Here is a 22,217-nt window from a genome sequence, read left to right as displayed (position 1 = left end):
CGTGGAGCGCCAGACAATCTCCCGAGTGCCTAACGATGACAGCATCCAGTTGTCGCTGAGTCATCATTGTTCTGATCGTTCGCCTTAGAACGGCGGTGCATCCTCTGATGGTGGGCCATCAGCCATTGATGACAACTCAGCGGCCAGCCGTTCCTGAGTTTGCCAACGTCGAGCCACGATCGAGAGAGACGCCGAGTCCAGATGAGGCGACTGCCACCCGGTCGAGAAGCTAATGTCGTTGGAACGCGGCAACTGATGTTCCTCTAGCTTTCGGATGAGGATTCGCGAGGGCAGAGCTGTTGCCTGACCAACAACTACTGCTTCCCGTTGCCTGAGACCTGATAGCACTTTTGTAAGCCCCACGAGTGAATCAGGCAAAATCGCCCTCACGTGCTCGCGATCGGAATCGTTGGTAATCCGCAAAACAATCCATGAATTGCACTGCGATAGGACTGTTGCATCGACTTCACTGGGTCGCTGAGACACCAGCATCAAAGCGATTCCATACTTTCGACCTTCTTTTGCGAGCCGCTGGATGGCGTGCCGTGCAGCGGCGTATTGCGCGTCCCCTTTGTCTGGAACGTACCTGTGAGCCTCCTCGCAGATGAGTAGGACTGGGTTTCGCGCTCTTTCTTCCACAGTCTGCCACAGCTTTGCCGCAAACAATGTTCGCGCAACTGCCGAACTTGCCGCGCCCGCTACTTCGTTAGGAACGCCCGATAGGTCAAATACACACACCGGGTGACCTTTGCCGAGAAACTGCTGCAGCACATTCGATAGATCGCCGGTTGACTTCTCCCCGTTCCACGGCCGCATCATAAACTTGAGACGAGAGTCGCGTAATAAGCTCTCTAGCTTGCGGACCACCTTGTTAAAATCGTCGTGCTTCGATTTGTCCTTACTGTCCTTTGGCCGCTGCTCGTTTATTTGCCCAACGAATCCGACTTTGTCCAACGCACCATTCCGTGATCCAAAATTGTCTAATCCGACAGGGTTACCCAACACATAGGGAATCGGAGAATCGACAGTAATGTCATCGGGGTTGACACCGACAATCGCGGCACCGGCCCGCCGCGCCGACAGCAACGCATTTTTGACGATGTTTGTTTGGGATGTCGCAGCGAACTCTGTTTTCCCGACGTACAGAGCGATTGTCTCTTCTAGGTCGAGCATCCAATACGGCAGTGACAGACTTCCCTCGTCAGTCGACAGCCGAGTGTGCCCGTGGAACGCGCCGCCGTATTCGTTGTGCGGGTCGAGGATGATTATCCTCGGCATCCAAACCGGAAAGGTCAACGCTTGTCCATGTCGAAGAATCGAATGAACAATCCCGGCGACCGCGCTTGATTTGCCTGAGCCGGTGGAGCCTAAGACAGTCGTGTGTTTGCCTAGCAGTTCGTCCAAGTCAAGAAAGCACGGTGTTCCGCCACTTCCCACGTGCTCGCCAATCTCAAAGCTCTGCTCGCTGCCCCGGCCAAACACGTCTGCCAGCTCATTACGCGGGGTCAGGTACATTCCCTGCTGCGGCAATGGGAATGTCGAAACTCCTCGCTCGAATTCGAGTTTCCAGCCCCCCCCATTGTTTGTCCACTCACCCTCGCCAAAGAGATCGGCCTCTATGATTCGTGCAGAAGAAGTTCCGTCAGCAGCGATGCCTCTTTCTCGATTGAAGTCGGCCTTCATGCGCAGTCGTGAAACATATCCGTAGATCATTCGTCGCCCGAAATGAATCTTCACAATCGATCCAAATTGACCGATGGGATACAGCACTCCATTAAAGACGCGAGTGAGCTCCGAGATTTTAGCATCGAGCTCCGCAACAACGTGCGGACCATCAACCTCGATGATCCTGCCAATCGCTAGATTCTCGATGGGGTCGCTCGGCGTACGCGGGGTTGCAGTCATCGATGGCCCGATAACAAATGTGTTAGCACTTCGAATCTCCACCACGGAAGATCGTGTTCGGTGCTGTAGGCAGTGCTTGCATGAAAGAAGCCACGATTTGCGTGAATACGGACTCGTTCACTGAGAAGTGGGTCGTCATTCCAGAGCTTCAACTGTCCGGCAGGAGCGTCGTCGCTAGTGAATACGACGAATGTCAGCCTGCCGTTAGACTCGCGGAGAGCTCGATCCAATTCAAAATTGATGTGCTCGTCAGCGAAGGCGTAACCACAAATGCACAACACGATTTCGCTGGCATCAGGACGAAGGCTCCGTCGCATGAGCGATACCAGCTGAGCGTAGGGGTCTCGCTGCGTCTCCCTATACTTAGTCGCGGCCGGCCAGATCATTAAGTGGTCTTTGCGTGACGCGACTGCCACTCCGTCTCGAATGCGACGCGGAAGAATGTCGTCATCGCAGAGGCACCAATCGATTGATCCATGCAGTTTGTAAACGCGGGCCGACGCAACTTGCTGCTGGTAAAGACTGACGTCCCACCACCCGGTTGCGCCGCCTTGAAACCCGTCTACGGTGGTGATTCGCTCGAGGGACAGCGCATCTTCGATCAGCGTGTCATAGTTGAGTGTGAAATAGTCTACTGCGTGTGGAAATGTCGAAGCTCGCCCGGCCCGGAGTGTGCCGTGTATTGTCCGAATAAGTGCCCGGTGTGTCTCAATGTGCTTGTTTTTCGAGGGATCGATGATGGCCTTCGCGATTTCCCGCTTCACGTCGTCCAGTGCAGTGCCAAGCAAATCGCTTGAGAACGACGTCCCGTTGACTGATACAGTCGGGGCTGCTGCCCCGCGAAGGGCGCGCCTCTCTGCGATCGCTACTAAGTCCACAATCTCGCTCATGACGTCCTCGATTGTGCAACGAGGAGCTCCTTCGAAGCCTTCGAGGACACCAGTGAGAACTTCCAGTGAAGTGCCGTTTAGACGTCGGCTCACGATCGATGTCAACTCGTCCATCAATGGCACGCCCGCGCACTTGCTGCAGCCAGCGCCCATCAACAGAGCAACTCGACATTGGGTCAACAGTCCTTCGAGTTCCTGAAGGTAGATGCCAATGGCCGGCTCTCGAAACGCCGACATGTCTGGCGGGATCAGAGAGAGTTCTGACTGAATACATTCAGGCTGACCAGCCGTTGCAGCGACGATGGTTTGCGATTCGTCACCGAGAGGAAGGATAGACGGCTGCGCCATTGAAACTAGCCCGCAAACGGTTGAATGCGATTTACAAGTTGATCTAACCCTGGTTTCAGCAGAATGTCAAATGACTGGTGAAGCCGCTATTGCCGTTTCACTCCCCCATGGTTTCGCCTGAGTCTAAATCGAGCATGTCCTCACCGATGGCGGCATGCGGATTCCGGCGGTTGTAAATTTGCCGGATGCTCTCAAAGTATTCCGCCTCCGTCATCTCGCGATTAGTCAGTGCGTCAACCACTTTGACCCAAGGTTGGGTGGCCGGATCGTCTGTGAGTGGCTGGAAGAGAAGCATGGCGATGTCCTCGAACTTCTCCCCTGGATCCGTATATTCCCGTCGTCCGCTGATCGTTGAGAGCAGCTTTCTTGCACGCTCGAACGTCGACACTTTCCGGCCAGCGCTGGTGTCCTGGTTGGCCGCGACCGGCAAACAAAACAGTGCGCAAATGACCGAATACGGAAATCGCAGGTGAAGTGTGATGCCTTCGGGGCAGAGATCGTAAAAACGATTCTTCAGATTCTTGCCGTAGGGCGGCGATGTAATCGTCTTGATTGAGACGGCGAGCTTCAGCCCATGCTGCTCGTCGGCGTAGCTCACGTCGACTTTTTTCGGCCCCAGGCCGCCTTGGAATGCCCGTTCTCCAGGACCGCCAGGAAGTGGCTTAGTCCCGTCAAAACCAATCTGCCGCAATCCAGCGGCCATCTGCCGGGCAAGCTCCGCGGAGAGTCGCTCAGAGTATCGCTTTTTCTCGGACTGCAGGGCTTCGATCGGAAGGACACCTGCATCCTTTACGGCATCAAGCAAGCTCATGACTTTTGCTCCGACGCATCCTGCGATCGCGCAACAGTTCAGCGGCCGAATTCAACAACCGACAATCCGATCGGCTGAGCCCAAGAGACCGGCAGAGTATCAGCTCGTCCGCCCTCTTCCTGGCCGCATCTGTACCCGACTTCCGACTCACCAGATCCAGTTCCGCGGCGAGTTCTTCGAGTTCATCGGCGGCCGTTTCCGGCTTCGCCAGTAGGACCTTCGCCGCTTCACCGGGTTCAAGTTTCAGCATTCCGCCGCCAAGCGCATGTCCTTCGATTTCGACGCTGAGTCGCGTCATCGAGGTCTGCCAAAGCGCCGCGAGCCCTGCTGCGGAATGTGGTTGTCCGCTTCGCATCCGCACGATGTGCAAGCTGTTCGGCGCGAACGCCTTCGCCTCGTTGGAAACGAGGTGCGGCGTCTCACCGCTCATGTAACTCAGGAATCCGTCGGGACGGTGGACGTGCGGGACGGCGTACCATGGCGAACGTGACCGACACTTGTACGCTTCGGCGACGCCTGCCCGCTTCCCTGCTTCCAGATATTTCTGGACGTTGTCGGGAAGTGGGTCACCTTGCCGCAGGTAGAGCAAGTACGCGGCTTCTCCGTTGGCGGACGCGGTTTTCCAGTCTTGCTCGGTGAATTTGAGGCCGGAAATCGACCTACCACGACGCACAACGCGCTTCAGGAAGCGTGCAGGAATCCCCAAACGTTTTGCTTCGTCTGGACTTAGGTGGAAGAAATCATTAGCTCCGGTCACGTAACCAATGCCAACATTCGCGATCTCGCCTAATCGACTGCTGTCGTTTCCAGCGGCTAGCTGTCGGTAAAGCCGCCGCATGTCGCTGGGTAGCAGCTGCTCAATCAATCGCTGACGGCCGGCAACGATCTCGTCTGCTTCTTTGATCGTCTCCGACTGAACCTGCTTTGCGGATCGACCTTTGGCAATCTCGGCGAGGGCTCCAGCGTGCTGCAAGTCACGGTGACGGAACTCCCCAGGACCGTGCCCCTTTCCTTCAGCGAGAAGTAACAACGTGTCTTCGCTGAGGTCGGGGAAGAGTTTTGATTTGAAGGTGATGAACGTCGTCGCTCGAAACGATCGCTGCAGGTGACGCAGGATCGGCTGCGCGTATTTGGCGTGGGTGATTTCAACGGGTAGCACCATGGCGAGTCGGCCGCCCTCGGTGAGCATCGCTGCCGAATGCAAAAGAAAAGGCGCCCAGGAGCTTGCGAGTTTCGGAAGGGTGATGCCTTCGGCGAACGCCCGTGCCAACGCTCGCTCCCTGCTCCGTCCGGTGAATCGCTGGTAACGAATGAACGGCGGGTTTCCGATGATCACCGACATTCGCCAAGGTGATTGAGGCTCGACCCGGAAGAAATCTTCGTTCTGCAGCTGGGTTGGTTGTAGGCCGTACTCTTCGGCAAGCTTTCCACTGATGCGGTAGAAGACCTCCTCATCAATCTCCACGCCAAAAACTTGGGTCTTCGGCTCGCCCCCGAGTTTCCGGATCTGCCGGCACGCCGCCCGCAAGAACACGCCACCGCCGAATGACGGGTCCATGACGTGATCTTCTGGCGATCGTATCGCCCACCAGGTCAAGAAATCGGCGATTTGGACGTCCGTGTAGTACGCACCGAGAGCCTTCGCGTGCGGGCTCGCTTCTTCCTCGTCGTTGCCGCTAAAGATCAGCAGCTGTGCGGATGGCCGGACTTTCACGTGTCGTCGCCTTCGACTCCTTCGGTGGCGGGAATTCGCCCTCTTCGGTCCAAGAAAGATACCCATTGACCGAGAAACAGCGAAGCGAGATTGCTTACTGCTCAGGTTCAGGAGAGCCACATCAACGGGCTACGGTCAAGTGCTTTGAAGCCAGAACGATCGGCAAGAGAAGCCGTTCGATTACGCCCGGGATCGACCGTCGATCTCCCCCTGAATGCCATCCTGCAGACATTCCCCGCGCTCCGGAGAGGATGTTTTTTGGGAAGACGTGCCTCCCGACGGCGGTCCCGAAGTTTTCCACAGGCTTCTGCGATCGGTCCTGAGTGTTAAATACTAGTGTTAGAATAGAGTTACGCTGTGGATAACGACGCGCAAGCGATTGAACCGCCGTTCTTTTCAGGAACGCCCGGTGGGTAAACTGTCGAAACTCGGTGGGTGAAATGACGAAAAACGGTGTGTAAACTGTCGAAGCTCAGGGGCGGTGGGTGATCTGTCGAAGCGCGCTTTCCAGTGGGTGAAATGACGAAACGGTGTGTGATCTGACGAAAGCGCCACACCGGTGGGTGAAATGACGAGGGCCGGTGGGTGATCTGACGAATCTTCTTGACTTGGTGGGTGAAATGACGAATGTCGTCACATGACCCAGGAAGTTCGCAGTCGCTCCCCTCTTCTCCCCGACCGTCGTGCGGCGCCGGACTTCTTCTCCTGCGACATTCTGGATGCTGCTCCCAAGGGCGACATGGCGTCGATGGAGCACCCCATCTTCTCACTTTCGACGAAGCCGGACCACCGCACGAGACGCTACGAGCACGGATCGGTGTTCATCGAGATTGCGCCTTCGGCGCAAGGCCTGGCGACCGTCCACGACCGCGACATCCTGATCTACTGCATTTCACAGCTCATGGCGTCCCTGAACGACGGAAAGCCCCTTTCCTCCGTCGTCCGGTTCAAGGCACACGATCTCCTGCGCGCGACAAATCGCGTAACCAGCGGCGAAGGCTACACGGCGCTGAAAGCGGCCCTGGAGCGGCTTCGCGGTACGCAGATCAGCACGAACATCGTGACCGGCGGCACGGAGACATTCGAAGTGTTTGGCCTGATCGAGCGGGCGAAAGTCGTCCGGGAAACCCGCGAAGGCCGGATGCAGGAAGTCGAGATCAAGCTCTCGGATTGGGTGTTCAACGCAATCCAGTCCCAGGAGGTGCTGACGCTGCACCGGGACTATTTTCGGTTGCGGAAGCCGCTGGAACGCCGCATGTACGAGCTCGCCCGCAAGCATTGCGGCAAGCAGCAGGAGTGGAAGATCTCTCTGCAGCGTCTCCAGCACAAATGCGGTTCCTGCTCGACAGAAAAGGAGTTCCGCCGGCTGGTCTCAAATATCGTGGAAGAGGACCAGAAGTTCGGGCACATGCCTGACTATTCCGTGATGCTCGACGACAGCGACATCGTCACGTTCCGGAGCCGCGGCAGCGTCCCCTCGCCCGAGCTGCCATTCGAGCAGATTCCGCTTCGCGGCCTCGATCCGGAGGTCTACAACCATGCCCGGAGCGTCGCCCCTGGCTGGGATGTTTACTTCCTGGAACGGGAATGGAGGGAATGGCTCACGGAACCGCCGCGGGATCCCGAAGCGGCGTTCATTGGATTCTGCAAGAAGCGGGCTGAGCGAAGTCCTCACCCGTAACGGTGATCAGGTGATGTAGCCGTTGTTCCTAAGCCAAGGCTCCAGCACTTCATCGAGGATGTCTCCGATGAAGTAAGGCTCAATGCCGTTGAGCTCCCGCTCCAGTGAGGCTCGTTTCAACGCTGCTGACAGATCGGCCCGAATCCTGGTACTGAGCGGCGTACGAGCTAAAGCACGAGCAGGCTTGGCGGGCGCTTGTTCTTTCGGTTCTGCCGGCTTCTGCGTCTTGTTCCGGAAGACAAACTGGCGCTCGATTTCCGGGTCGACTGCCGGTGTCTGCTTCAGTCCCTCAACGAGTGATCTGCGGTCGGCCATGGTCCCTCCTACGCTGCGTTGGTCCCCGGCCTTTTCGCCGGTTTGCGGATCGCAGCCTTCGGCAGGATCTCATGGAAAATCTGCTGCACCTCGTCGGCCGCCTCCTTGGCGCGCGAACCCATCTGCCAGACAACTTTTGCCTGACCCGGCGCGTCGGCGTAGATCTGCCGGAGCGTCATTGCGGATTTGGCGAGCGGAAGCTTCAGTGCCGCCGCGGCGTCCTTCATGTCCTGCGTGAGGCGGTAGTTCTTCCCGATCATGCTGAGCACGATCACGGCCGAAGGAAGCCCCTTTCGGATGTCCTGGGCCTGACGAAGAACGTCGGTGGCTTTTGCGAGCGCCCTCACCTCCAGCATGGAGGCTTTGCACGGCACGATTGCCAGTTCAGCCCGCAGAAGAAGTGCCAGGCTGGTCTCCGTTTGGCTGCCCGGACCGTCGGCAATGACGAAGTCCGTTTCCTGGTCGAGTAGCGGCAGCTGGTCGAGTATCTCTTTGGCGTCATCCAGCCGCACGACCTGAACCTCGGGAGCGGCCTCTTTGATCCATTCAGATGAAGAGTGCTGTGTGTCGCAATCCGCGAGAGTTACACGGTGACCCTGGGAATGCAGCCAGGCAGCCAGATGGACAGCCAGCGTTGACTTGCCCACACCACCTTTTGAGTTCGCGACGACGATAATCATGGGCCGAACCTAGCGCGGTTCTGGCAATCTGGCAAGCATTATTTCCTGCATGCTGGAGAGCCAGACGGCCATCAGTCTGGCAATCCGGAGGGCCAGAGTTCTGGCAAGCCAGCACGCTGGCAACGTGGCAATATGTCGTGAAAGAAATCATGCAATCTGGACAGCAAGACCGCTGGCAAGCAAGACAGCTTTCAGGCTTTCCGTCATTCCATCATGCTGGCAATCTGTCATGACAGACGTCCGTCAATCTGTCGTTCTTTCCGTCTTTCTTTCTGTCAGTCTGACATGCTTTCTTTCCGGCAGTCTTTCCACCTTTCATGAAGGCTTTCCTTCCTTCTTTCACGGTGAAAGGCGTCCTAAGCACGCTTAGGGGAGACGTCTGCTTGAAAGTCATTTTGCTGGTTCATTTTCAGTCAGTTCGCTGAGTAAGCGGCTTTAGGGCCGCGACGAAGCTCTATTCCATTCGTCAACAGACGCGGAATCGGGCATGCCTTTAGGGACCTGAGGAGGTCTCCGTGAGGACGCCGTGCAGTCGGCCGGAACGCCTCTGGCGGAGCGAAGAGCCCCAAATAGCTCGTAGCGGAGCCGTCGCTGCCCGGCACCCGTCCGCCGTTATCGGACGGAAGGGGGCGGGCCTGTGCGCGGTCGGAGTTGCGGGGCGTCACTCCTCGCGTTCCATCGAAAACCGGACCTCGACATGGATGTCGAGAGCCACCGACTCGGTCGTCACGAGGTAGCCGATCCGGTTCACGACGTGGACACCGCTTACCAGGTACAGGTCGCCATCGTCACCGTCGACCAGCGTCCAGACATTCTCGGCCGGCTGGCTGCGGATGAAATCCAGCTCGTCGCCGAAAGTCTCGAACAGGCAGCCGCGGGCATCGTCGAAGCTCCAGCTGGCATTGGGATTCAGGTGATTGGGAACGAGGCTGAACTGCCGCTCGAACTCCTCTTCGGAAAGCTCGACGAACCGGGTCATTGGCCGTCTCCTTCGCCGGTCTCCGCGGCATAGTGATCCTGGGCCCGGTTAAAGGCGAGCTCGAAGTCGTAGTTGGCGCGGTCGGCCCAATGCATGAGGTCGGCAAGTAGGTCGCCCAGCGCGTCTTCCTCGTCCGTGCCGGTCGCTGCTTGAAAGGCGGTGACGGCGAGGTCGGCCCAGGCAGCACGTTTGCCATTCATTCTTTCGGGATCCGCGGGAAGCTTCTTCGCCGGTGCGGAGTGGAGGCGGGAACGGCTCCGGATCACGGCATCCGCCATGGACGTGATCCGGCCCTTGCTGCCGTCGATGAGCGTGCCGACAACTCCCCAGCCGTCATAGATATAGGCGGAGCGGGCGTGGAGTTCGTTCATCGCGTTGACGAACTGGCGGGCGGCCCGTTTGTTCGAAGCCCGGTCTTCCCGGCCGCGGCGCCGGGCCCGAGGGCGCCGCTCGCGAATGGAGGGAATCAGAACGCCAAGCGGATCTGCTCGATCGTGGCGAGCACGTTCCTTGCCTCCTCGATCCCGCCGGCCGATTTGATCAGGGCAAGCGCCGCGTCCAGCGTGCCGCCCGAGGTAGATAGGCCTGCACCGCCGCGGCCGGGACGGCCGGGCTTCTTCCGCATCACGCGGACGGCTCCGCCGCCGGCCTTGCGGTTCATGTTGCTCTTGATGGTCGAAACATACTGGGCGTTCAGCTTGAAGCCCTGTTCGGTCAGAAGGTCGGCGATGTCCTTCGGCGACTTGTCGGGATGGGCGGCGAGGGCGTCGCGGATCGCCTGGCTCTTGTTACCGGCGGCGGCTTTCTTGGCCATGAGGGTTCCTTGCAGTGAACGGGGATAGGACCGGATGGCCGCAACGGCTCCGGTCTTGCATGCGAAGCCGGGGATTGTGGGACGTGCCAGGGCTGAGGTCAAAGGCCTGGAGGTTCATTCGCAGGCCATTGGCGGAATTGATAGGGCCGGGGCCCTATCACCGCACCGTCCGGTGTTAACCAATTGAAACTCCTTTGACTGTGACAGACTGTGCCAATTCGGGACAAGTCGTGACAGGCGATAAATGATTGACGTTTCTCGCGTTTCATGCTGCATAGAGTGCCAGCATGTTGCGCATCACCGAAGCCAGCCATTCCAGCCAGGCCAAGTCCTACTTCACGGCGAAGTCGGCCGATTATTACATCGACGGCCAGGAGCAGGAGCTGGCCGGAAAATGGCGGGGGAAGGGAGCGCAGCTGCTTGGCCTGTCCGGCACGGTCGATGAGAAGGACTGGCATGCGCTCTGCGACAACATCAACCCGGAGACCGGAAAGACGCTCACCGCGCGGCAGAAGAAAGAACGCCGGGTCGGCTATGACTTCACCTTCAGCGTGCCCAAGAGCGTGAGCCTGGTCTACGGCCTTACCGGCGACGAGCGGCTGCTCGATGCCTTCCGCGATTCCGTTCGCGAGACGATGGACGAAATCGAATCGGAAGTGGCGGCGCGGGTCCGCAAAGGCGGCCGGGACGAGGACCGGACCACCGGCAACGCCGTCTGGGGCGAGTACGTGCATCTGACCTCACGACCGGTGGACGGTGTCCCCGATCCCCAGCTGCATGCCCACTGCTTCGTCATGAACGCGACCTTCGACGCGGAAGAGAAGCGCTGGAAGGCGATCCAGGTCGGAGACCTCAAGGCCGACGCACCGTATTTCGAGGCGCGGTTCCAGGCCCGGATGGGATCGAAGCTCCGCGAGCTGGGCCTCGCCACGGAGCGGACGAAGGATGGCTGGGAGATTGAAGGCATCACGGGCGAGACCATCCGGAAGTTCTCACGCCGCACGGCGGAGATCGAGCAGAAGGCCAGGGACAAGGGCATTACCGATCCCAAGGCCAAGGCCGAGCTTGGCGCCAAGACGCGAAACCGGAAGGCGAAGAATATGACGCTGGACCAGCTCCGCGAAGAGTGGACGTCAAGACTCTCGCCGGAGGAGCAGGACGCCATTTCCCGCGTTTCCATCTCGCTTGGCGGCGAACGGGTCCGTGAGGAGCGCGAGCTCGCCCGTGAAGCGGTCATCAACGCGGCCGATCATCTGTTCGAGCGAAGCTCGACGGTCGATGAGCGCCGGCTTCTGGCTGAGGCGTTCAAACGGGCCGGCGGGAAGGCCTCGATCGAGGCGGTCGAGGACCAGTACCGCCGGCAGGGATTCCTGTTTGCGGCCCGCGATGGACGGACGCTGGTGAGCACCCGCGAGATCCTCGCCGAAGAGCAGGCCATGCTCGGATTCGCGAGAAGCGGGCGAGGGATGTACCGGCCGCTCGGAAGCGGCCGGTACGAGTTCCGGCGCAGCTGGCTCAATGAGGGGCAGAAGAACGCCGTCGAGCATGTGCTGAAGTCACGCGACCGCGTCGTCCTGATCCGCGGGGCGGCCGGTGTCGGCAAAACCACGATGATGGAGGAAGCGAAAGAGGCGCTGGAGTCGAACGGCCACCGGGTGTTTGCGTTCGCACCGCCCGCGAAGGCCAGCCGAGGCGTGCTGCGAGAGAAGGGATTCGCCGAGGCGGATACGGTGGCCATGCTGCTTGGCAACGAGAAGCTGCAGCAGCAGCTGAAAGGACAGGTCATCTGGGTTGATGAGGCCGGCCTCATCGGCACCCGGACCATGAACCGGATCTTCCAGCTTGCCGACAGGCTCGACGCCCGGCTCATCCTGTCCGGCGACCGGCGGCAGCATGGCAGTGTTGAACGCGGTGACGCGCTCCGCCTGCTGGAGGACGAGGCGGGACTGAAGCCTGCCAGCATCACCGAGATCCAGCGGCAGGAGCGGACAGACTACAAGCAGGCGATCCGGGATCTGAGCGAGGGCAACAGCGTGGCGGGGTTCCGGAAGCTCGATGCGCTGGACTGGATCCGTGAAATTCCCACACAGGACCGCTACCGGCAGCTGGCGGCGGATTATCTCGCCACGGTCAAGCTCGGCGAGACGGCGCTTGTCATCGCCCCGACCCATGTCGAAGGGGCCAGGGTCACGAGCGAGATCCGCGACGGGCTGAAGGAGGCCGGACTCCTCGGCCGGGACGAGCAGACGATTTCCGTGCTCGTGAATGCCAACCTCACCGAGGCCGAGCGCCGCGACGCGAGCAACTACCAGCCCTCCGACGTGCTGGTGTATCACCAGAACGCGAAGGGCGTCCGGAAAGGACAGCAGGTGCGGGTTGACCGGGAGCATCTGCCGGCGGATCAGGCCGCACGGTTTCAGGTGTACCGGCAGCGGACGCTCCGCATTGCCGAAGGCGAGCTGCTCCGCGTCACGAAGAACGGCAGGACGGTCGAAGGCCGGGCGATCAATAACGGCGACCTGGTCCGCGTCCGTGCGTTCAACGGGCAGGGGGATCTGGTCACGGACAAGGGGACCATCTCCCGGGAGTATTCGCATCTCGCGCTGGGCTATGTACATACCTCCGTCGCCTCTCAGGGAGCGGATGCCGATCGCGTCTTCGTCGCCCAGTCGTGGGATTCGCAGGCAGCCAGCAACCAGCGGCAGTTCTACGTCTCGGCCAGCCGCGGAAAGCGGTCGGCGGTCTTCTACGTGGACAATCGCCAAGAGTTCCTGGCGGCCGTCCGGAAGTCAGACGAGCGGATGAGTGCCATCGAGCTGGTGAGCGGCGGTCGCGGTTTCTCGCCGGACGCCATCCGCGAGCCGCAGCGACCAAGGGAACGTGAGCTGGAGCTGAGCCATGGCTGAGGCCGACATCCTTGCCAGGTTCAGGCCGAAGGGCGACGTGGGCACAGCCCCGTCCGATCCCGAGGGGGCGATCGACGATCATGTCGCCTTCGGCTGGCTGCGGGGCCTCCGTGACCGTGCCATTGCGCTGGAGCTTCGCCGCAGAAACGGCAACATCACCGCACTGCCTTATGCCTACCTCCAGAAAATCGAGTTCAACCCTTCCCAGGGGCTCTTCCTCACCTTTGCCGGCGACCGGTTCAAGATCGAGGGACGGAACCTGAACGCAGAGGTGAAGCCGGGCGTGAAACTCTTTGAAGGCCTGTGCCGGCACAAGGTGACCTTCATCCAGGAATCACCGCAGCTGGATCAGTTCTCAGATGATGACCGGCTAGTCGTGATTGACTCGATCACGCCCTAGATCTCGCTCCGCCGAACGGGAGCTTGCGCGGTAATTGATTGCCGGTCATGCCGGTCTCTGGTAGGGACAATGGTCCCATGCTGGACTTCACCGATTCCCAACTGCCCGAAGACGAACTGATCGAGCGCATCGCGATCGAAGGGGCGACGATTGCGTTCGAGCAATGGCAGGACCGTCAGCGTCTGAAGAAGGCGAGGGAGTTCCGTTTCCGCTGCGGCTTCGTGTAACCGGGCTATGGTTAACGAGTCTTTAAGCTGTTCCGACTATTGTCGGCGAATGGCTCACCCTGATCACCACCGTCACGCCGCCTTCACACTCGTCGAGCTGTCGATTGTGCTGGTGATCGTCGCGCTCATCATCGGTGGAATCGTGGTGGGGAGGGAACTGATCACCGTTTCCAAGCTACGTGCGGACATCAGCCTGATCCAGCAGTTTGACCAGAATGTCCAGACGTTCAAAACGAAATACGGATGTCTGCCGGGCGATTGCGTGCAACCCGAACGCTTCTTTACAGGCCTTGCCTGGAACGAGGAAGGCAATGGCGATGGGGTCATCGGTTTCAATACAGGCACGCCCGGAACCGTTTTCAGGAATGGCTCGTTTAGCAACAACGAGACGTCATTTGCCATGGACCAGATGGCCCGTGCGGGTCTGAGCCCGGCGTTACCCTTCAGTACAACAGGCGCCAACGCTTCGGTGCTCCCTGCGTTGAAGTCAACACCTTCGTTCAAATTCATGATCCAGGCCAAGTGCAATAGCGTCGGCGCGGCATGCTATACCATCGGAGGCCATTATTATTATCTGGGAATCACCTCCGGGGGGCCGACTATCCTGAACTCGTCGCCAACGGCCTACACACCTGCCGAGGGATTCGCCATTGACAGCAAAATCGATGACGGCAAGGCGATTACCGGCAAAGTCGAATCGGGTTTTGTTGGCGGCAACTACTTTATGCCCATGCCGAGCGTCTGGAATCCCACGAGTTACAGCTGCCCGGCTTGGCATGCGAGCCAAGGCCTGAACGGCAGCTGCGACTACGACAAGACCAGGACGGACAAGGCCCTCAACATCCTGATCAGCTCATCGGGCATCTAGGGTGGATGGCGTCGGTACCTTCCGCTGCGGTTTCGTGTGATTCCGCTTGCGCTTCAGCCCCCATTGTGGCACTCTATACGTATGAATGGACGTATGGAGGGCGAATGAATCGCAAGCTGACTATCTCGATCGACGCGGCGGTCTATGACGGCCTGCTCGCCACGGTGGGCCGCGGCCGGATCAGCTCATTCCTCGAAAGCCTCGCCCGCCCACTGGTCGTTCCCGGTCACCTCGACTCCGTCTACGCCGAAATGGCGATGGACGCCGGGCGTGAGGCCGACGCCGCGGAATGGACGGAAGGCCTCGTTGCGGATCCGCATGTTGCGTGGTGAGGTCTGGTGGGTTGATTTCGGGCCGACGATCGGCGGCGAGATCCAGAAGACGCGGCCGGCGGTAATCGTCAGCAACGATTCGGCAAACCGCTTCGCCAACCGCCTGCAGGTCGTGCCGGTCACGAGCAATGTTGCGAAGTTCTATCCCTGTGATGCCGCGATTACGGTGGGCGGCAGGCCCGGCCGCGCCATGGCCGACCAGTTGATGACGGTGAGCAAACAGCGATTGACCGGCAGGCTTGGCACGTTGAGCAGGAGCGAATTGCGGGCGATCGAGAATTCCCTGCGGATTCAGCTGGCGCTGGTGCTGTGATCGGAAGCGGACTGCCCGCTGACGTTCGTCAGCGGGCAGCGGGACTCGCGTCAACCGGCCGGCCGCGTCTGCAGGCCGTGCAGGTACTCAACCGCCTTCGTTGCCAGTGATGCTGCCGTGAAGATCGCCCGCTTGTCGTCCTTCAGCACCTTGAGCCAGCATTCCAGATAGCTGGCGTGGTCCTCCCGCACTTCCGGGGTGATTCCCAGATCGGCCGACAGGAAGGCCGATCCCAGCTCGGCGACCAGCTCCTCGGCTGCGTAGCCGGCATCGCCAAAGCGTTTCCGGCCCAAGTCACGGTTCAGCCGCGACGCATGCCGCGTCCAGTGCGTCAGCTCATGGGCGAGCGTCGCCGCATGCGATTCCGCGTCGCGGAAGGCCTCGAAGTGGGGCAGGCGGATATAGTCCTCGTCGATCGTGTAGAACGCCCGGTTGCCGCCATAGCGAATATCGGCTCCGGTGTTCGCGAAGAACGCTTCAGCGTGCTCGATTCGTTCATGCGTCGTCGCCGCCTGCGGAATCGTCGCCGTGAAATGAGCGGGCAGGCCTTCGATCTGGTCGGCGTTGAACACGGTGTATTGCTTCAGGAACGGGATCTCCTCCTCGATCTCTTCGCCGGCGTCGTCCTTGTCCTTCTTCTTGAACGTGCTGGTATAGACGACCGGTGAACCTTTCTCGCCTTTCTTGACGTGTGCTTTCAGCTCCCGTGCCTGCTGGAACGTCAGCCAGAATGGCGACGTGTAGCCGTTCAACTCCGCCGACATCCACAGTGACAGGACGTTGACTCCCTGGTAGCGCTCGCCATTGTGCCGCAAGGGTCGCGTGACGCTCCCGGCGGTATGTTTCACCTGCCAAGGCTGGAACCAGGGCCGCGTGCCCGCTTCCAGCTTCTCGATGATCTGGTTGGTGATGCGGGTGTAGATGTCTTCGCGTGTGGTGGTTGCCGTTTCCATGAATGCCTCCCGTTGAAAATGAACCTTGGTTTCCGTTTGCAAAAAGCCCGTCAGGCTTTTGGGCGGACGGAAGGCAAAAGGCCCAAAGCCAGGGGACGGTCAGTCAAGGCCGAGCGCGGTGGAGGGCACCGCTCTGCACGGAGCGAAGCGCAGGAAGAGCGGGAGGCAGCCGAAGCGCTCGCGTGGCCCCGAGCCTTGACGGACCGGGGGATGTGCCCCCAAAAGAACCAAGAGCGCCGACAGGCGTCGATGCCAGGCCGAAGGCCGTCCGCACCAGCGGGAGAAAAGGGGCTTGCCGTTCCTCAAGGGTTCTTGAGAACCGCAGCGAAGCGGAGCCTGGGATCACGCGGTCGGCTTCGCCGCGGTGCCAGACGTTAAGGGTTGTTTAACAGCTCTGGGCTAGAGTGCGGCGATGGAGAACCGGACTCGCACGCCTGACGGATTCACGCTCATCGAACTTTCCGTCGCGCTCGTGCTCATCGCCCTTCTGGCCGCCGGTGTACTTGCCGGGCGGGCCCTGATCGAGAATGCCGAGGCGAGGAAGATCAGTTCTTACCCGGAAGCGATGCGCACCGTCGTACGCGCGTTCCAGCTGAAATACAGCGCCCTGCCCGGCGACATCACGAATGCGACGGAGATCTGGGGATCCGGATCGCCCACCGCCGGGTCGGTGTCGGCAACGAGCCCTGTCCAGACCGGGACATATGACGGCAATGGCGACGGACGGATCTCACCGTCCAGTCCTGCGCCCCACTACGCGTTCCAGGAGTCGGGGGCCGCCTGGCAGCACCTGGCCAATGCGGGTCTGATTCCGGGGACGTTCAGCGGCTACAACAGCTTCTTTGCCGATGACTACTTCATGAACATCGCCGGGGGGACCGACCTGGCAGCGCCTCGCCCCGAGGGAATCACCGGCGCGTGGTGGGGCTTCATTCACCTGGGACCGGCGAGCCTGGCCTATCCGGTATCGGCGGCCTCCTGGCACGCACAGAACGTGCTGGCGCTGACGTCGATCAATCCCTGTACCGGTCACGGGATCTGGGGACTGGACGTCCTGACGGTGGGAATGATGCAGAGCATCGATGGAAAGGTGGACGACGGCGCCCCACATGCCGGACGTGTCATCGTGCCCAACAGCAATACGGCTCAGGGCGGAGGGGGCTGCTGGATCACACCCGAGGCGACCTGCCTCGCGGCCGATGCCACGTCGTGGGCCTATAATCTTGAGGTGCGCGACACGCGCATCTGTACGCCGGTTTTCCTGATGGATTTCTGAGGCCGATGGCATCATCCCCGCGACCGGCGCGGCGGCTTCTCTTCCGCCCGGCCCGCTGACAGACCGGCGGTCCCGACCTGTTCGTTCGCGACATCATCGAGGCTCAGCCGGATCCAGTCGGCGAGCCGTCTACGGCCAGATGCACTGGCCTTCTCCCAAAGCTCCCTCTGGGATGCGGTACAGCGGATCGTAATCCGGTCGGTCAGGTCTTCGTTGGCGGACGCAGTCATTCCGACAATCTAGGTCCGGCGCTTGACGACAATGTCTGCCGCGGGCAGACTATGGCAGACGAGCGGCCAGCCCGGTCGAGGTGTGCGAGTGAGGGCGCTTGCACCGGCCGCCGGCCACGATCCCCCTCCAGCTGAGGATGCCATGCACAATTGCCGGACCGCGGTCGCGTGGGCTTGTCTTGCTGCCGTGACGTGCAACGTCGGCAGAGCGGCGGAGCCGCAATGGCAGGCCCTTCAGAAGACTCTGCAGGAGCGGCTGGGCCAGTTCGAGGAGAACCGCAAGACGATCGACAGGCAGGTGCTCGCGGATTTCGACCGCGCGATCGTCCAAGCGGGACGGGGACGGGCGTCGGCCGCATCCGTCGTCGACCAGAAGCTGGAGCTTGAGAAGGCGAAGGCGGATTTTGAGGCTTTCCAGTCGTTTCCCGAGTCGGACGAATATGCGGTGATGGAACTCGACTACCGGCTCAAGGTGAACCGGAAGTTCCTCCCGGTGGGGCAGGCGATCGACAGCCTGGTCAAGTACGCCAACCGGTCGAATGATCCGGACCGTCTCGAAGAGGCGGTCCGCATCAAGGAGGAGTACGAGACGAAGTATCTCGGCGGATGCGATCTGCCTGACGAATCCAGATGGCTCGGCACGTACGACCGCAAGGGACGCTCGGTCATCTACGAACTCGCCATCAACGAGGTCCGGGCGGGCGGGACGTTCGATGGCCATGTCGAAAGCAACAAACGGCTTCGCGTCCACCCGTCCTATGACGTGAAAGGGACGCGCAACGGTGCTGCCATCGAGTTTGCCATGACCTCCAGGCAACAGGGGATGGTGACGGCGTTTACCGCCAAAGGCGTGGTAAGCGGTAACCGGATCATCGCGAACGTCGATCAGAGAATGCAGGACGGGGAACAGTGGAAAGGCACACTGGTCCTGACCCGCCAGTGAGGCGATGTGAGTCGGTCTTCAGGGGGGGAATGCGAAAACATGCGAAAACACGCAGTCCTGATCGGCACGTTGCTGGGATCGCTGGGATCGGCGATCTGCTTTTTCGCAGGCCTCTATCTCGGCGAGCAGCGGGCGCTTCAGCACTTTGAACACGCGTTGCGGGCACGCGAGCCGGTGAGCCGGGTGGTGCCGGCGAGCTTTGAATCGGCAGGGAATGCGAGACCAACCCAGTTCAGGAACCGCGGCGGCCGGCTGTCCGCTGTAGACGGCAGCGATTGATGCCAATCCCGATAGCTTCGTCCGGAGCATTGCGGTTCCTGGCGCCATCCGAACAGGTCACACCTCGCACGGCTCGGACGTAGAAATGGCTAACGTCTATTCAGATGCCGCGAAGTGTCACGAAATCTACGAGATAGTTCTTTGCAGGACTTTGATTCTGTGACAGGAAAAGTGACAGGAACTCGCCGACAAGGTCGCCAAAGCAACGAATGTCACTAGACCTACCGCTTGCGAGACTTAGAACTCATCTCGATCAGATCGAAATCCGCTCGACCAGGTTGCGAGTGATCTTCTTCTGGCGGCGATCGTAGAGCTTGGTCGTCCTCGAATCCGAATGCCCGGCCAACGCCTGGACGTCTTCGAGCGGCACACCCTGTTCGAGGAGGTCTGTTATGACCGTTACGCGGGAGGAGTGAGGGGAATAGCTCGTCGGAAGTCCGGCCTCTTTCAGGCGCCGCTTCATCAGCCGGTAGACATCGATGCCGCGGATTGGCTTCGCAGTGAGCTGGCCCGTTCGTCCGGCCACCGAGCGGAAGAGCGGAGCGTCCTTGCTCTCCGCGTCCGTGTCGATGGTGGCGAGATAGTCGAGCATGATCGCCTGAAGATCGGCCCGGCACGGGATGAAGCGTGACTTCCCGCCTTTCTCGGCGAAGCGGAAACCATACTGCGTACCGTCGTGGGCGAAATCGCGGAGCCGCAGAGAGGCGACTGCCCCGGCACGTGCGGCCGTGTAGACGAGCACTCCGATGATTGCGCGGTCACGAAGTCCGACCGGCCGGGACGCAGTGATCGATGCGAGCAGTCTTCTTGCGTTGTCCTTGCCAATCTCTGGCGTCTTTCCTTCGATGACCGAGAATCTTTCGCCCCGGACGCTTGAGAATGGATTCAAAAAGGCGGCCTGACGGACCACAAGCAGGTCAAAGAACGATCGAAGTGCCGCCAGAGCAAGCTTCCGTGAGGGAGCGGAACCCTGGTACTCAGTGATAAAGCGGCCGGCCAGAGCCGGGGTAAGGCGGGCAAGCGGCAGATCAAACTGCTCGGCCCATGTGAGAAAGCGGACGACGGCTCTTCGGTATGCCGCGCGGGTATGTGGATTTCGAAGGGTGGCCGCGAAGAACTCGTCCCAGGCGAATTCAGCAGCGGTGCCGGCCTCCATGATCAGCCGTGGCATGGGAGGTACGAGCGATGCCGGTAAGCGATGTGACTGTGGGGTGAGCTGGGTCATGATTCGACAATGACCGAATACTCGCGTTGCAGCTCGGACAGTTCGTCCCAAGGCTTTACCCACTGGGGTCTGCCGTCGGTGAATCTGGCACAGTAGTCGCGATGGTTTCCCACGGCATCACGGCCGTAGAGCCTGACGTCCCTGTGGATAGGTGCGATCACGTCGCGATCGGGCGTTCGGGGAAGCGGCATTCCTTCAGCGTCAAAGGTCCGCTGGTGGTGGATCAGCCGGCCCTCCTTATCGATCGTGAAATAGTCGAATCGGCAGCCGAAATCCTTGGTCTGGAACTCGCCGGTTCCAAGCAGCTCCGCACCGGGGACCTCGGTGTAGCATCGGACTGTGTCGCTCATTCCCATGCGCCCTCCTGCCAATGTCGGCTCGTGTGCAACACGCGGGCGATGTAGACCGCTGAATCGCCAACGCGGTAGACGACCACATAAGGCAAGCCACCGATGACCAGTTCGCGCGTGTTTTCCCGTACGCCAGGACGGCCGGCATGCGGGAAGGTCTCAAGGTTTTTCACCGCAGCCTTGATCTTGGCCGCGACATGCCCGGCGGCGACAGGATCGTCAACAGAAATGTAGTGGCGTATCGCAACCAGCGACCGCACTGCACCTGAGGCCCAGATGACCTTCACGCACCAAGCTCGCGGAAGGCGGCTTCGACTTCATCGTCGCTAGCGAGCTGGCCGGCTTCGATCTCGGCTAACCCACGGTCGATCTCTTCGAGTTGCCAGCGTTGCGAGGCAATGTACTCTTCGACCGCCTTCTTGATCAGATAGCTGCGGTCTCGCTCCATGTTGATGGCGATCTGATCCAGGAACGCAACGTCTTCTGCGGGAAGACGGCACGTGACATTGATTCTCTCCATAAGCCCTCCTTGGCTAGGTGATGCTTTGAGACTACACCGGACTGCAGCTTCGCGCAACGTGTTTCGTGGGAGTGCGCCCTTTCCCTTAGCGATAAATAACCTCCTTTATCTATCGCAAAAGAGTAGGGGTGAGTAAGTCCGTGTCCGATTCCAGCACAGGCCACACGGCTGGGACGCCGACGGATAGATTCCGCCTGTGCAGGACTCCGGGGCAAACGTCAAGAGCCAGTGAGAGTTGACAGTTAATTGTCAAATTCTAGGCTCGGGGTATGGAACCTCTGGATTCTGCACTCGCCGCGCTGGCTCGTCACCTGAAAAAGGAGTTCGACGAGCGGCTCAGCTTAACTGACTTTGGACCAAAGCATTGGGTTGTCCCGCTTCCTCGCATCCTGGTGATGGAGCCCAAGCGATCGACACAAACACTCGGCTGGTATGCTCCGAAGCGGTGGGGACAGGGTGCCGTAAAGCTGGATGAACTTGTGCTCACACCACGGGCGGTCAGCCACGGCGTCCTTCCAGCGGCATCTGTCCTAGCCCACGAGCTAGTTCATGTCGCTAATGCGATTGCCAAGAGGGCAGACACTTCGCGACAGGGCCGCTACCACAACGAGCTGTTCCGGCAGACCGCTGAGTGTGTAGGGCTCACATTCAAGGGCGATCGATCGGCCGGGTTCGGCTGGTACAACACCAGCCTGGGGAAGGAACTGGAGGCCGGGATCAAGGAGTTGATCAGAACCAAGGCCGTTGACGTGTACCCGCTCCGATTCCAGCGACGAACAAAGACGAAGGCAAAGCGTTCACTGGTCAAACTTGAAGCAAGCTGTAACTGTGGAGACGGTGGCGAATTCGTTTACGCGACCGCCGTTCGTGCCCCAGTCATTCAGCTGTGCTGTGGCGTATGCGGCCGCCGATACCGCGTTGCAGACTGAAGCATGCGATTAACGTTCGCGGCCTTTTGTACGGTCTGGGATCTTCTCCAGCATCTGCTGCAGCTTGCTCACAAGCGCCGGCTCAACGGCATGGATTTCCTTTTCGTCGTGCGGACCAATTCCGAAGTACGAGAGCAAACGATTGCACGTTTGCCGCTTCTCGCCAACGACGTCGATATCGATCTCAAACTTCAGGATGCTCGACATTTTCTGCGGGTTCTCACGGAAGGTAATCCGCATGTCATTCGGCCCGAGTCCCATACGCCTGAGGAGCTCATTTGCCATCGTGTAAATTGCAACTTCCCTGTTGTCCATGACGTCCGTTAGCA

The 22,217-nt window shown here is 60.0% G+C and carries 27 protein-coding genes; 11 read left to right on the top strand and 16 right to left on the bottom strand.

Annotated features, from left to right (window positions below; genetic code table 11):
* Nucleotides 1–84: 84 nt before the first annotated feature.
* The 4 genes from Pan44_RS09345 to Pan44_RS09330 all read right to left on the bottom strand — a co-directional run bounded on the left by Pan44_RS09345 (nucleotide 85) and on the right by Pan44_RS09330 (nucleotide 5,668).
* Nucleotides 85–1,950, bottom strand: a complete 1,866-nt coding sequence (locus Pan44_RS09345; protein WP_197453970.1) for an ATP-binding protein — start codon at nucleotides 1,948–1,950, stop codon at nucleotides 85–87.
* Nucleotides 1,902–3,143, bottom strand: a complete 1,242-nt coding sequence (locus tag Pan44_RS09340; RefSeq protein ID WP_145029467.1) for an SIR2 family protein — start codon at nucleotides 3,141–3,143, stop codon at nucleotides 1,902–1,904. Before Pan44_RS09340 ends, Pan44_RS09345 begins: the two co-directional genes overlap by 49 nt.
* A 97-nt stretch (nucleotides 3,144–3,240) precedes the next feature.
* On the bottom strand, nucleotides 3,241–3,954 hold the full coding sequence (locus Pan44_RS09335; RefSeq protein ID WP_145029465.1) for a hypothetical protein: 714 nt from the start codon (nucleotides 3,952–3,954) through the stop codon (nucleotides 3,241–3,243).
* Nucleotides 3,941–5,668, bottom strand: coding sequence for an N-6 DNA methylase (locus tag Pan44_RS09330; protein ID WP_197453969.1), 1,728 nt, complete (start codon nucleotides 5,666–5,668; stop codon nucleotides 3,941–3,943). Before Pan44_RS09330 ends, Pan44_RS09335 begins: the two co-directional genes overlap by 14 nt.
* 637 nt (nucleotides 5,669–6,305) lie before the next feature.
* On the opposite strand from Pan44_RS09330, the gene Pan44_RS09325 reads away from it, so the two are divergent.
* Nucleotides 6,306–7,349, top strand: coding sequence for a replication initiator protein A (locus Pan44_RS09325; protein ID WP_145029461.1), 1,044 nt, complete (start codon nucleotides 6,306–6,308; stop codon nucleotides 7,347–7,349).
* A gap of 6 nt (nucleotides 7,350–7,355) precedes the next feature.
* On the opposite strand, the gene Pan44_RS09320 is transcribed toward Pan44_RS09325, so the two are convergent.
* The 5 genes from Pan44_RS09320 to Pan44_RS09300 all read right to left on the bottom strand — a co-directional run bounded on the left by Pan44_RS09320 (nucleotide 7,356) and on the right by Pan44_RS09300 (nucleotide 10,137).
* Nucleotides 7,356–7,664, bottom strand: coding sequence for a hypothetical protein (locus tag Pan44_RS09320; protein WP_145029459.1), 309 nt, complete (start codon nucleotides 7,662–7,664; stop codon nucleotides 7,356–7,358).
* A gap of 8 nt (nucleotides 7,665–7,672) precedes the next feature.
* The gene (locus Pan44_RS09315; protein ID WP_145029457.1) at nucleotides 7,673–8,344 is read right to left on the bottom strand and encodes a ParA family protein; all 672 of its coding nucleotides are present in this window, start codon (nucleotides 8,342–8,344) and stop codon (nucleotides 7,673–7,675) included.
* A gap of 661 nt (nucleotides 8,345–9,005) precedes the next feature.
* Nucleotides 9,006–9,323: a hypothetical protein gene (locus Pan44_RS09310; RefSeq protein WP_145029455.1), complete on the bottom strand. Its 318-nt coding sequence runs from the start codon at nucleotides 9,321–9,323 to the stop codon at nucleotides 9,006–9,008.
* Complete coding sequence (locus tag Pan44_RS09305) at nucleotides 9,320–9,694, bottom strand: hypothetical protein (protein ID WP_145029453.1); 375 nt, start codon at nucleotides 9,692–9,694, stop codon at nucleotides 9,320–9,322. Before Pan44_RS09305 ends, Pan44_RS09310 begins: the two co-directional genes overlap by 4 nt.
* 95 nt (nucleotides 9,695–9,789) lie before the next feature.
* Nucleotides 9,790–10,137 (bottom strand): hypothetical protein, encoded by a 348-nt coding sequence (locus Pan44_RS09300; protein ID WP_145029451.1) that lies wholly within the window; start codon nucleotides 10,135–10,137, stop codon nucleotides 9,790–9,792.
* A 287-nt stretch (nucleotides 10,138–10,424) separates the two neighbouring features.
* Here Pan44_RS09300 and mobF point away from each other — a divergent pair, with 287 nt between their 5' ends.
* The 6 genes from mobF (at nucleotide 10,425) to Pan44_RS09275 (ending at nucleotide 15,183) form a co-directional block, all read left to right on the top strand.
* Complete coding sequence (gene mobF, locus Pan44_RS09295; RefSeq protein WP_145029449.1) at nucleotides 10,425–13,043, top strand: MobF family relaxase; 2,619 nt, start codon at nucleotides 10,425–10,427, stop codon at nucleotides 13,041–13,043.
* Nucleotides 13,036–13,443 (top strand): hypothetical protein, encoded by a 408-nt coding sequence (locus Pan44_RS09290; protein WP_145029447.1) that lies wholly within the window; start codon nucleotides 13,036–13,038, stop codon nucleotides 13,441–13,443. Before mobF ends, Pan44_RS09290 begins: the two co-directional genes overlap by 8 nt.
* Nucleotides 13,444–13,520: 77 nt before the next feature.
* Nucleotides 13,521–13,670 carry a hypothetical protein gene (locus tag Pan44_RS27325; RefSeq protein ID WP_197453968.1) on the top strand — a complete coding sequence of 50 codons (150 nt, stop codon included), beginning with the start codon at nucleotides 13,521–13,523 and terminating at the stop codon, nucleotides 13,668–13,670.
* A gap of 49 nt (nucleotides 13,671–13,719) precedes the next feature.
* Nucleotides 13,720–14,538 (top strand): type II secretion system protein, encoded by an 819-nt coding sequence (locus Pan44_RS09285; RefSeq protein ID WP_197453967.1) that lies wholly within the window; start codon nucleotides 13,720–13,722, stop codon nucleotides 14,536–14,538.
* A gap of 104 nt (nucleotides 14,539–14,642) precedes the next feature.
* Entirely contained in the window at nucleotides 14,643–14,870 is a 228-nt protein-coding gene (locus tag Pan44_RS09280; protein WP_145029443.1) for an addiction module antitoxin, read from the top strand.
* Nucleotides 14,857–15,183 carry a type II toxin-antitoxin system PemK/MazF family toxin gene (locus tag Pan44_RS09275; RefSeq protein WP_145034963.1) on the top strand — a complete coding sequence of 109 codons (327 nt, stop codon included), beginning with the start codon at nucleotides 14,857–14,859 and terminating at the stop codon, nucleotides 15,181–15,183. Before Pan44_RS09280 ends, Pan44_RS09275 begins: the two co-directional genes overlap by 14 nt.
* A gap of 50 nt (nucleotides 15,184–15,233) precedes the next feature.
* Here Pan44_RS09275 and Pan44_RS09270 read toward each other — a convergent pair whose 3' ends face one another.
* Nucleotides 15,234–16,136 carry an ArdC family protein gene (locus Pan44_RS09270; protein ID WP_145029441.1) on the bottom strand — a complete coding sequence of 301 codons (903 nt, stop codon included), beginning with the start codon at nucleotides 16,134–16,136 and terminating at the stop codon, nucleotides 15,234–15,236.
* Between the two features lie 412 nt (nucleotides 16,137–16,548).
* On the opposite strand from Pan44_RS09270, the gene Pan44_RS09265 reads away from it, so the two are divergent.
* Nucleotides 16,549–17,412 (top strand): prepilin-type N-terminal cleavage/methylation domain-containing protein, encoded by an 864-nt coding sequence (locus Pan44_RS09265; RefSeq protein ID WP_145029438.1) that lies wholly within the window; start codon nucleotides 16,549–16,551, stop codon nucleotides 17,410–17,412.
* A gap of 11 nt (nucleotides 17,413–17,423) precedes the next feature.
* Here Pan44_RS09265 and Pan44_RS09260 read toward each other — a convergent pair whose 3' ends face one another.
* A complete protein-coding gene (locus Pan44_RS09260) occupies nucleotides 17,424–17,642 on the bottom strand; it encodes a hypothetical protein (protein WP_145029437.1) in 219 nt (72 codons plus the stop codon).
* A gap of 142 nt (nucleotides 17,643–17,784) precedes the next feature.
* Between Pan44_RS09260 and Pan44_RS09255 the strand changes: the two genes are divergently transcribed.
* Together Pan44_RS09255 and Pan44_RS09250 are read left to right on the top strand one after the other, a co-directional pair.
* Entirely contained in the window at nucleotides 17,785–18,585 is an 801-nt protein-coding gene (locus tag Pan44_RS09255; RefSeq protein WP_145029435.1) for a hypothetical protein, read from the top strand.
* A gap of 39 nt (nucleotides 18,586–18,624) precedes the next feature.
* Complete coding sequence (locus tag Pan44_RS09250; RefSeq protein WP_145029433.1) at nucleotides 18,625–18,864, top strand: hypothetical protein; 240 nt, start codon at nucleotides 18,625–18,627, stop codon at nucleotides 18,862–18,864.
* Between the two features lie 253 nt (nucleotides 18,865–19,117).
* Here the strand turns inward: Pan44_RS09250 and Pan44_RS09245 are convergent, their stop codons facing one another.
* Genes Pan44_RS09245 through Pan44_RS09230 form a run of 4 tightly spaced genes read right to left on the bottom strand, consistent with a single transcriptional unit; the run spans nucleotide 19,118 to nucleotide 20,959 of the window.
* Entirely contained in the window at nucleotides 19,118–20,035 is a 918-nt protein-coding gene (locus Pan44_RS09245; protein ID WP_197453965.1) for a tyrosine-type recombinase/integrase, read from the bottom strand.
* Nucleotides 20,036–20,085: 50 nt separating this feature from the next.
* A complete protein-coding gene (locus Pan44_RS09240) occupies nucleotides 20,086–20,439 on the bottom strand; it encodes a hypothetical protein (RefSeq protein WP_145029429.1) in 354 nt (117 codons plus the stop codon).
* Entirely contained in the window at nucleotides 20,436–20,726 is a 291-nt protein-coding gene (locus Pan44_RS09235) for a type II toxin-antitoxin system RelE/ParE family toxin (protein WP_145029427.1), read from the bottom strand. The genes Pan44_RS09240 and Pan44_RS09235 overlap by 4 nt, the downstream gene beginning before the upstream one ends.
* Nucleotides 20,723–20,959, bottom strand: a complete 237-nt coding sequence (locus Pan44_RS09230; RefSeq protein ID WP_145029425.1) for a CopG family ribbon-helix-helix protein — start codon at nucleotides 20,957–20,959, stop codon at nucleotides 20,723–20,725. The genes Pan44_RS09235 and Pan44_RS09230 overlap by 4 nt, the downstream gene beginning before the upstream one ends.
* Nucleotides 20,960–21,228: 269 nt before the next feature.
* On the opposite strand from Pan44_RS09230, the gene Pan44_RS09225 reads away from it, so the two are divergent.
* Complete coding sequence (locus Pan44_RS09225) at nucleotides 21,229–21,888, top strand: hypothetical protein (RefSeq protein WP_145029423.1); 660 nt, start codon at nucleotides 21,229–21,231, stop codon at nucleotides 21,886–21,888.
* Nucleotides 21,889–21,897: 9 nt separating this feature from the next.
* On the opposite strand, the gene Pan44_RS09220 is transcribed toward Pan44_RS09225, so the two are convergent.
* The gene (locus Pan44_RS09220) at nucleotides 21,898–22,173 is read right to left on the bottom strand and encodes a hypothetical protein (protein WP_145029421.1); all 276 of its coding nucleotides are present in this window, start codon (nucleotides 22,171–22,173) and stop codon (nucleotides 21,898–21,900) included.
* Nucleotides 22,174–22,217: the final 44 nt, after the last annotated feature.

Source organism: Caulifigura coniformis, from assembly GCF_007745175.1.
GTDB classification, from domain to species: domain Bacteria; phylum Planctomycetota; class Planctomycetia; order Planctomycetales; family Planctomycetaceae; genus Caulifigura; species Caulifigura coniformis.
The sequence above is the reverse complement of the archived record's forward strand: the minus strand, read 5'-3'. Positions and strand labels throughout refer to the sequence as shown.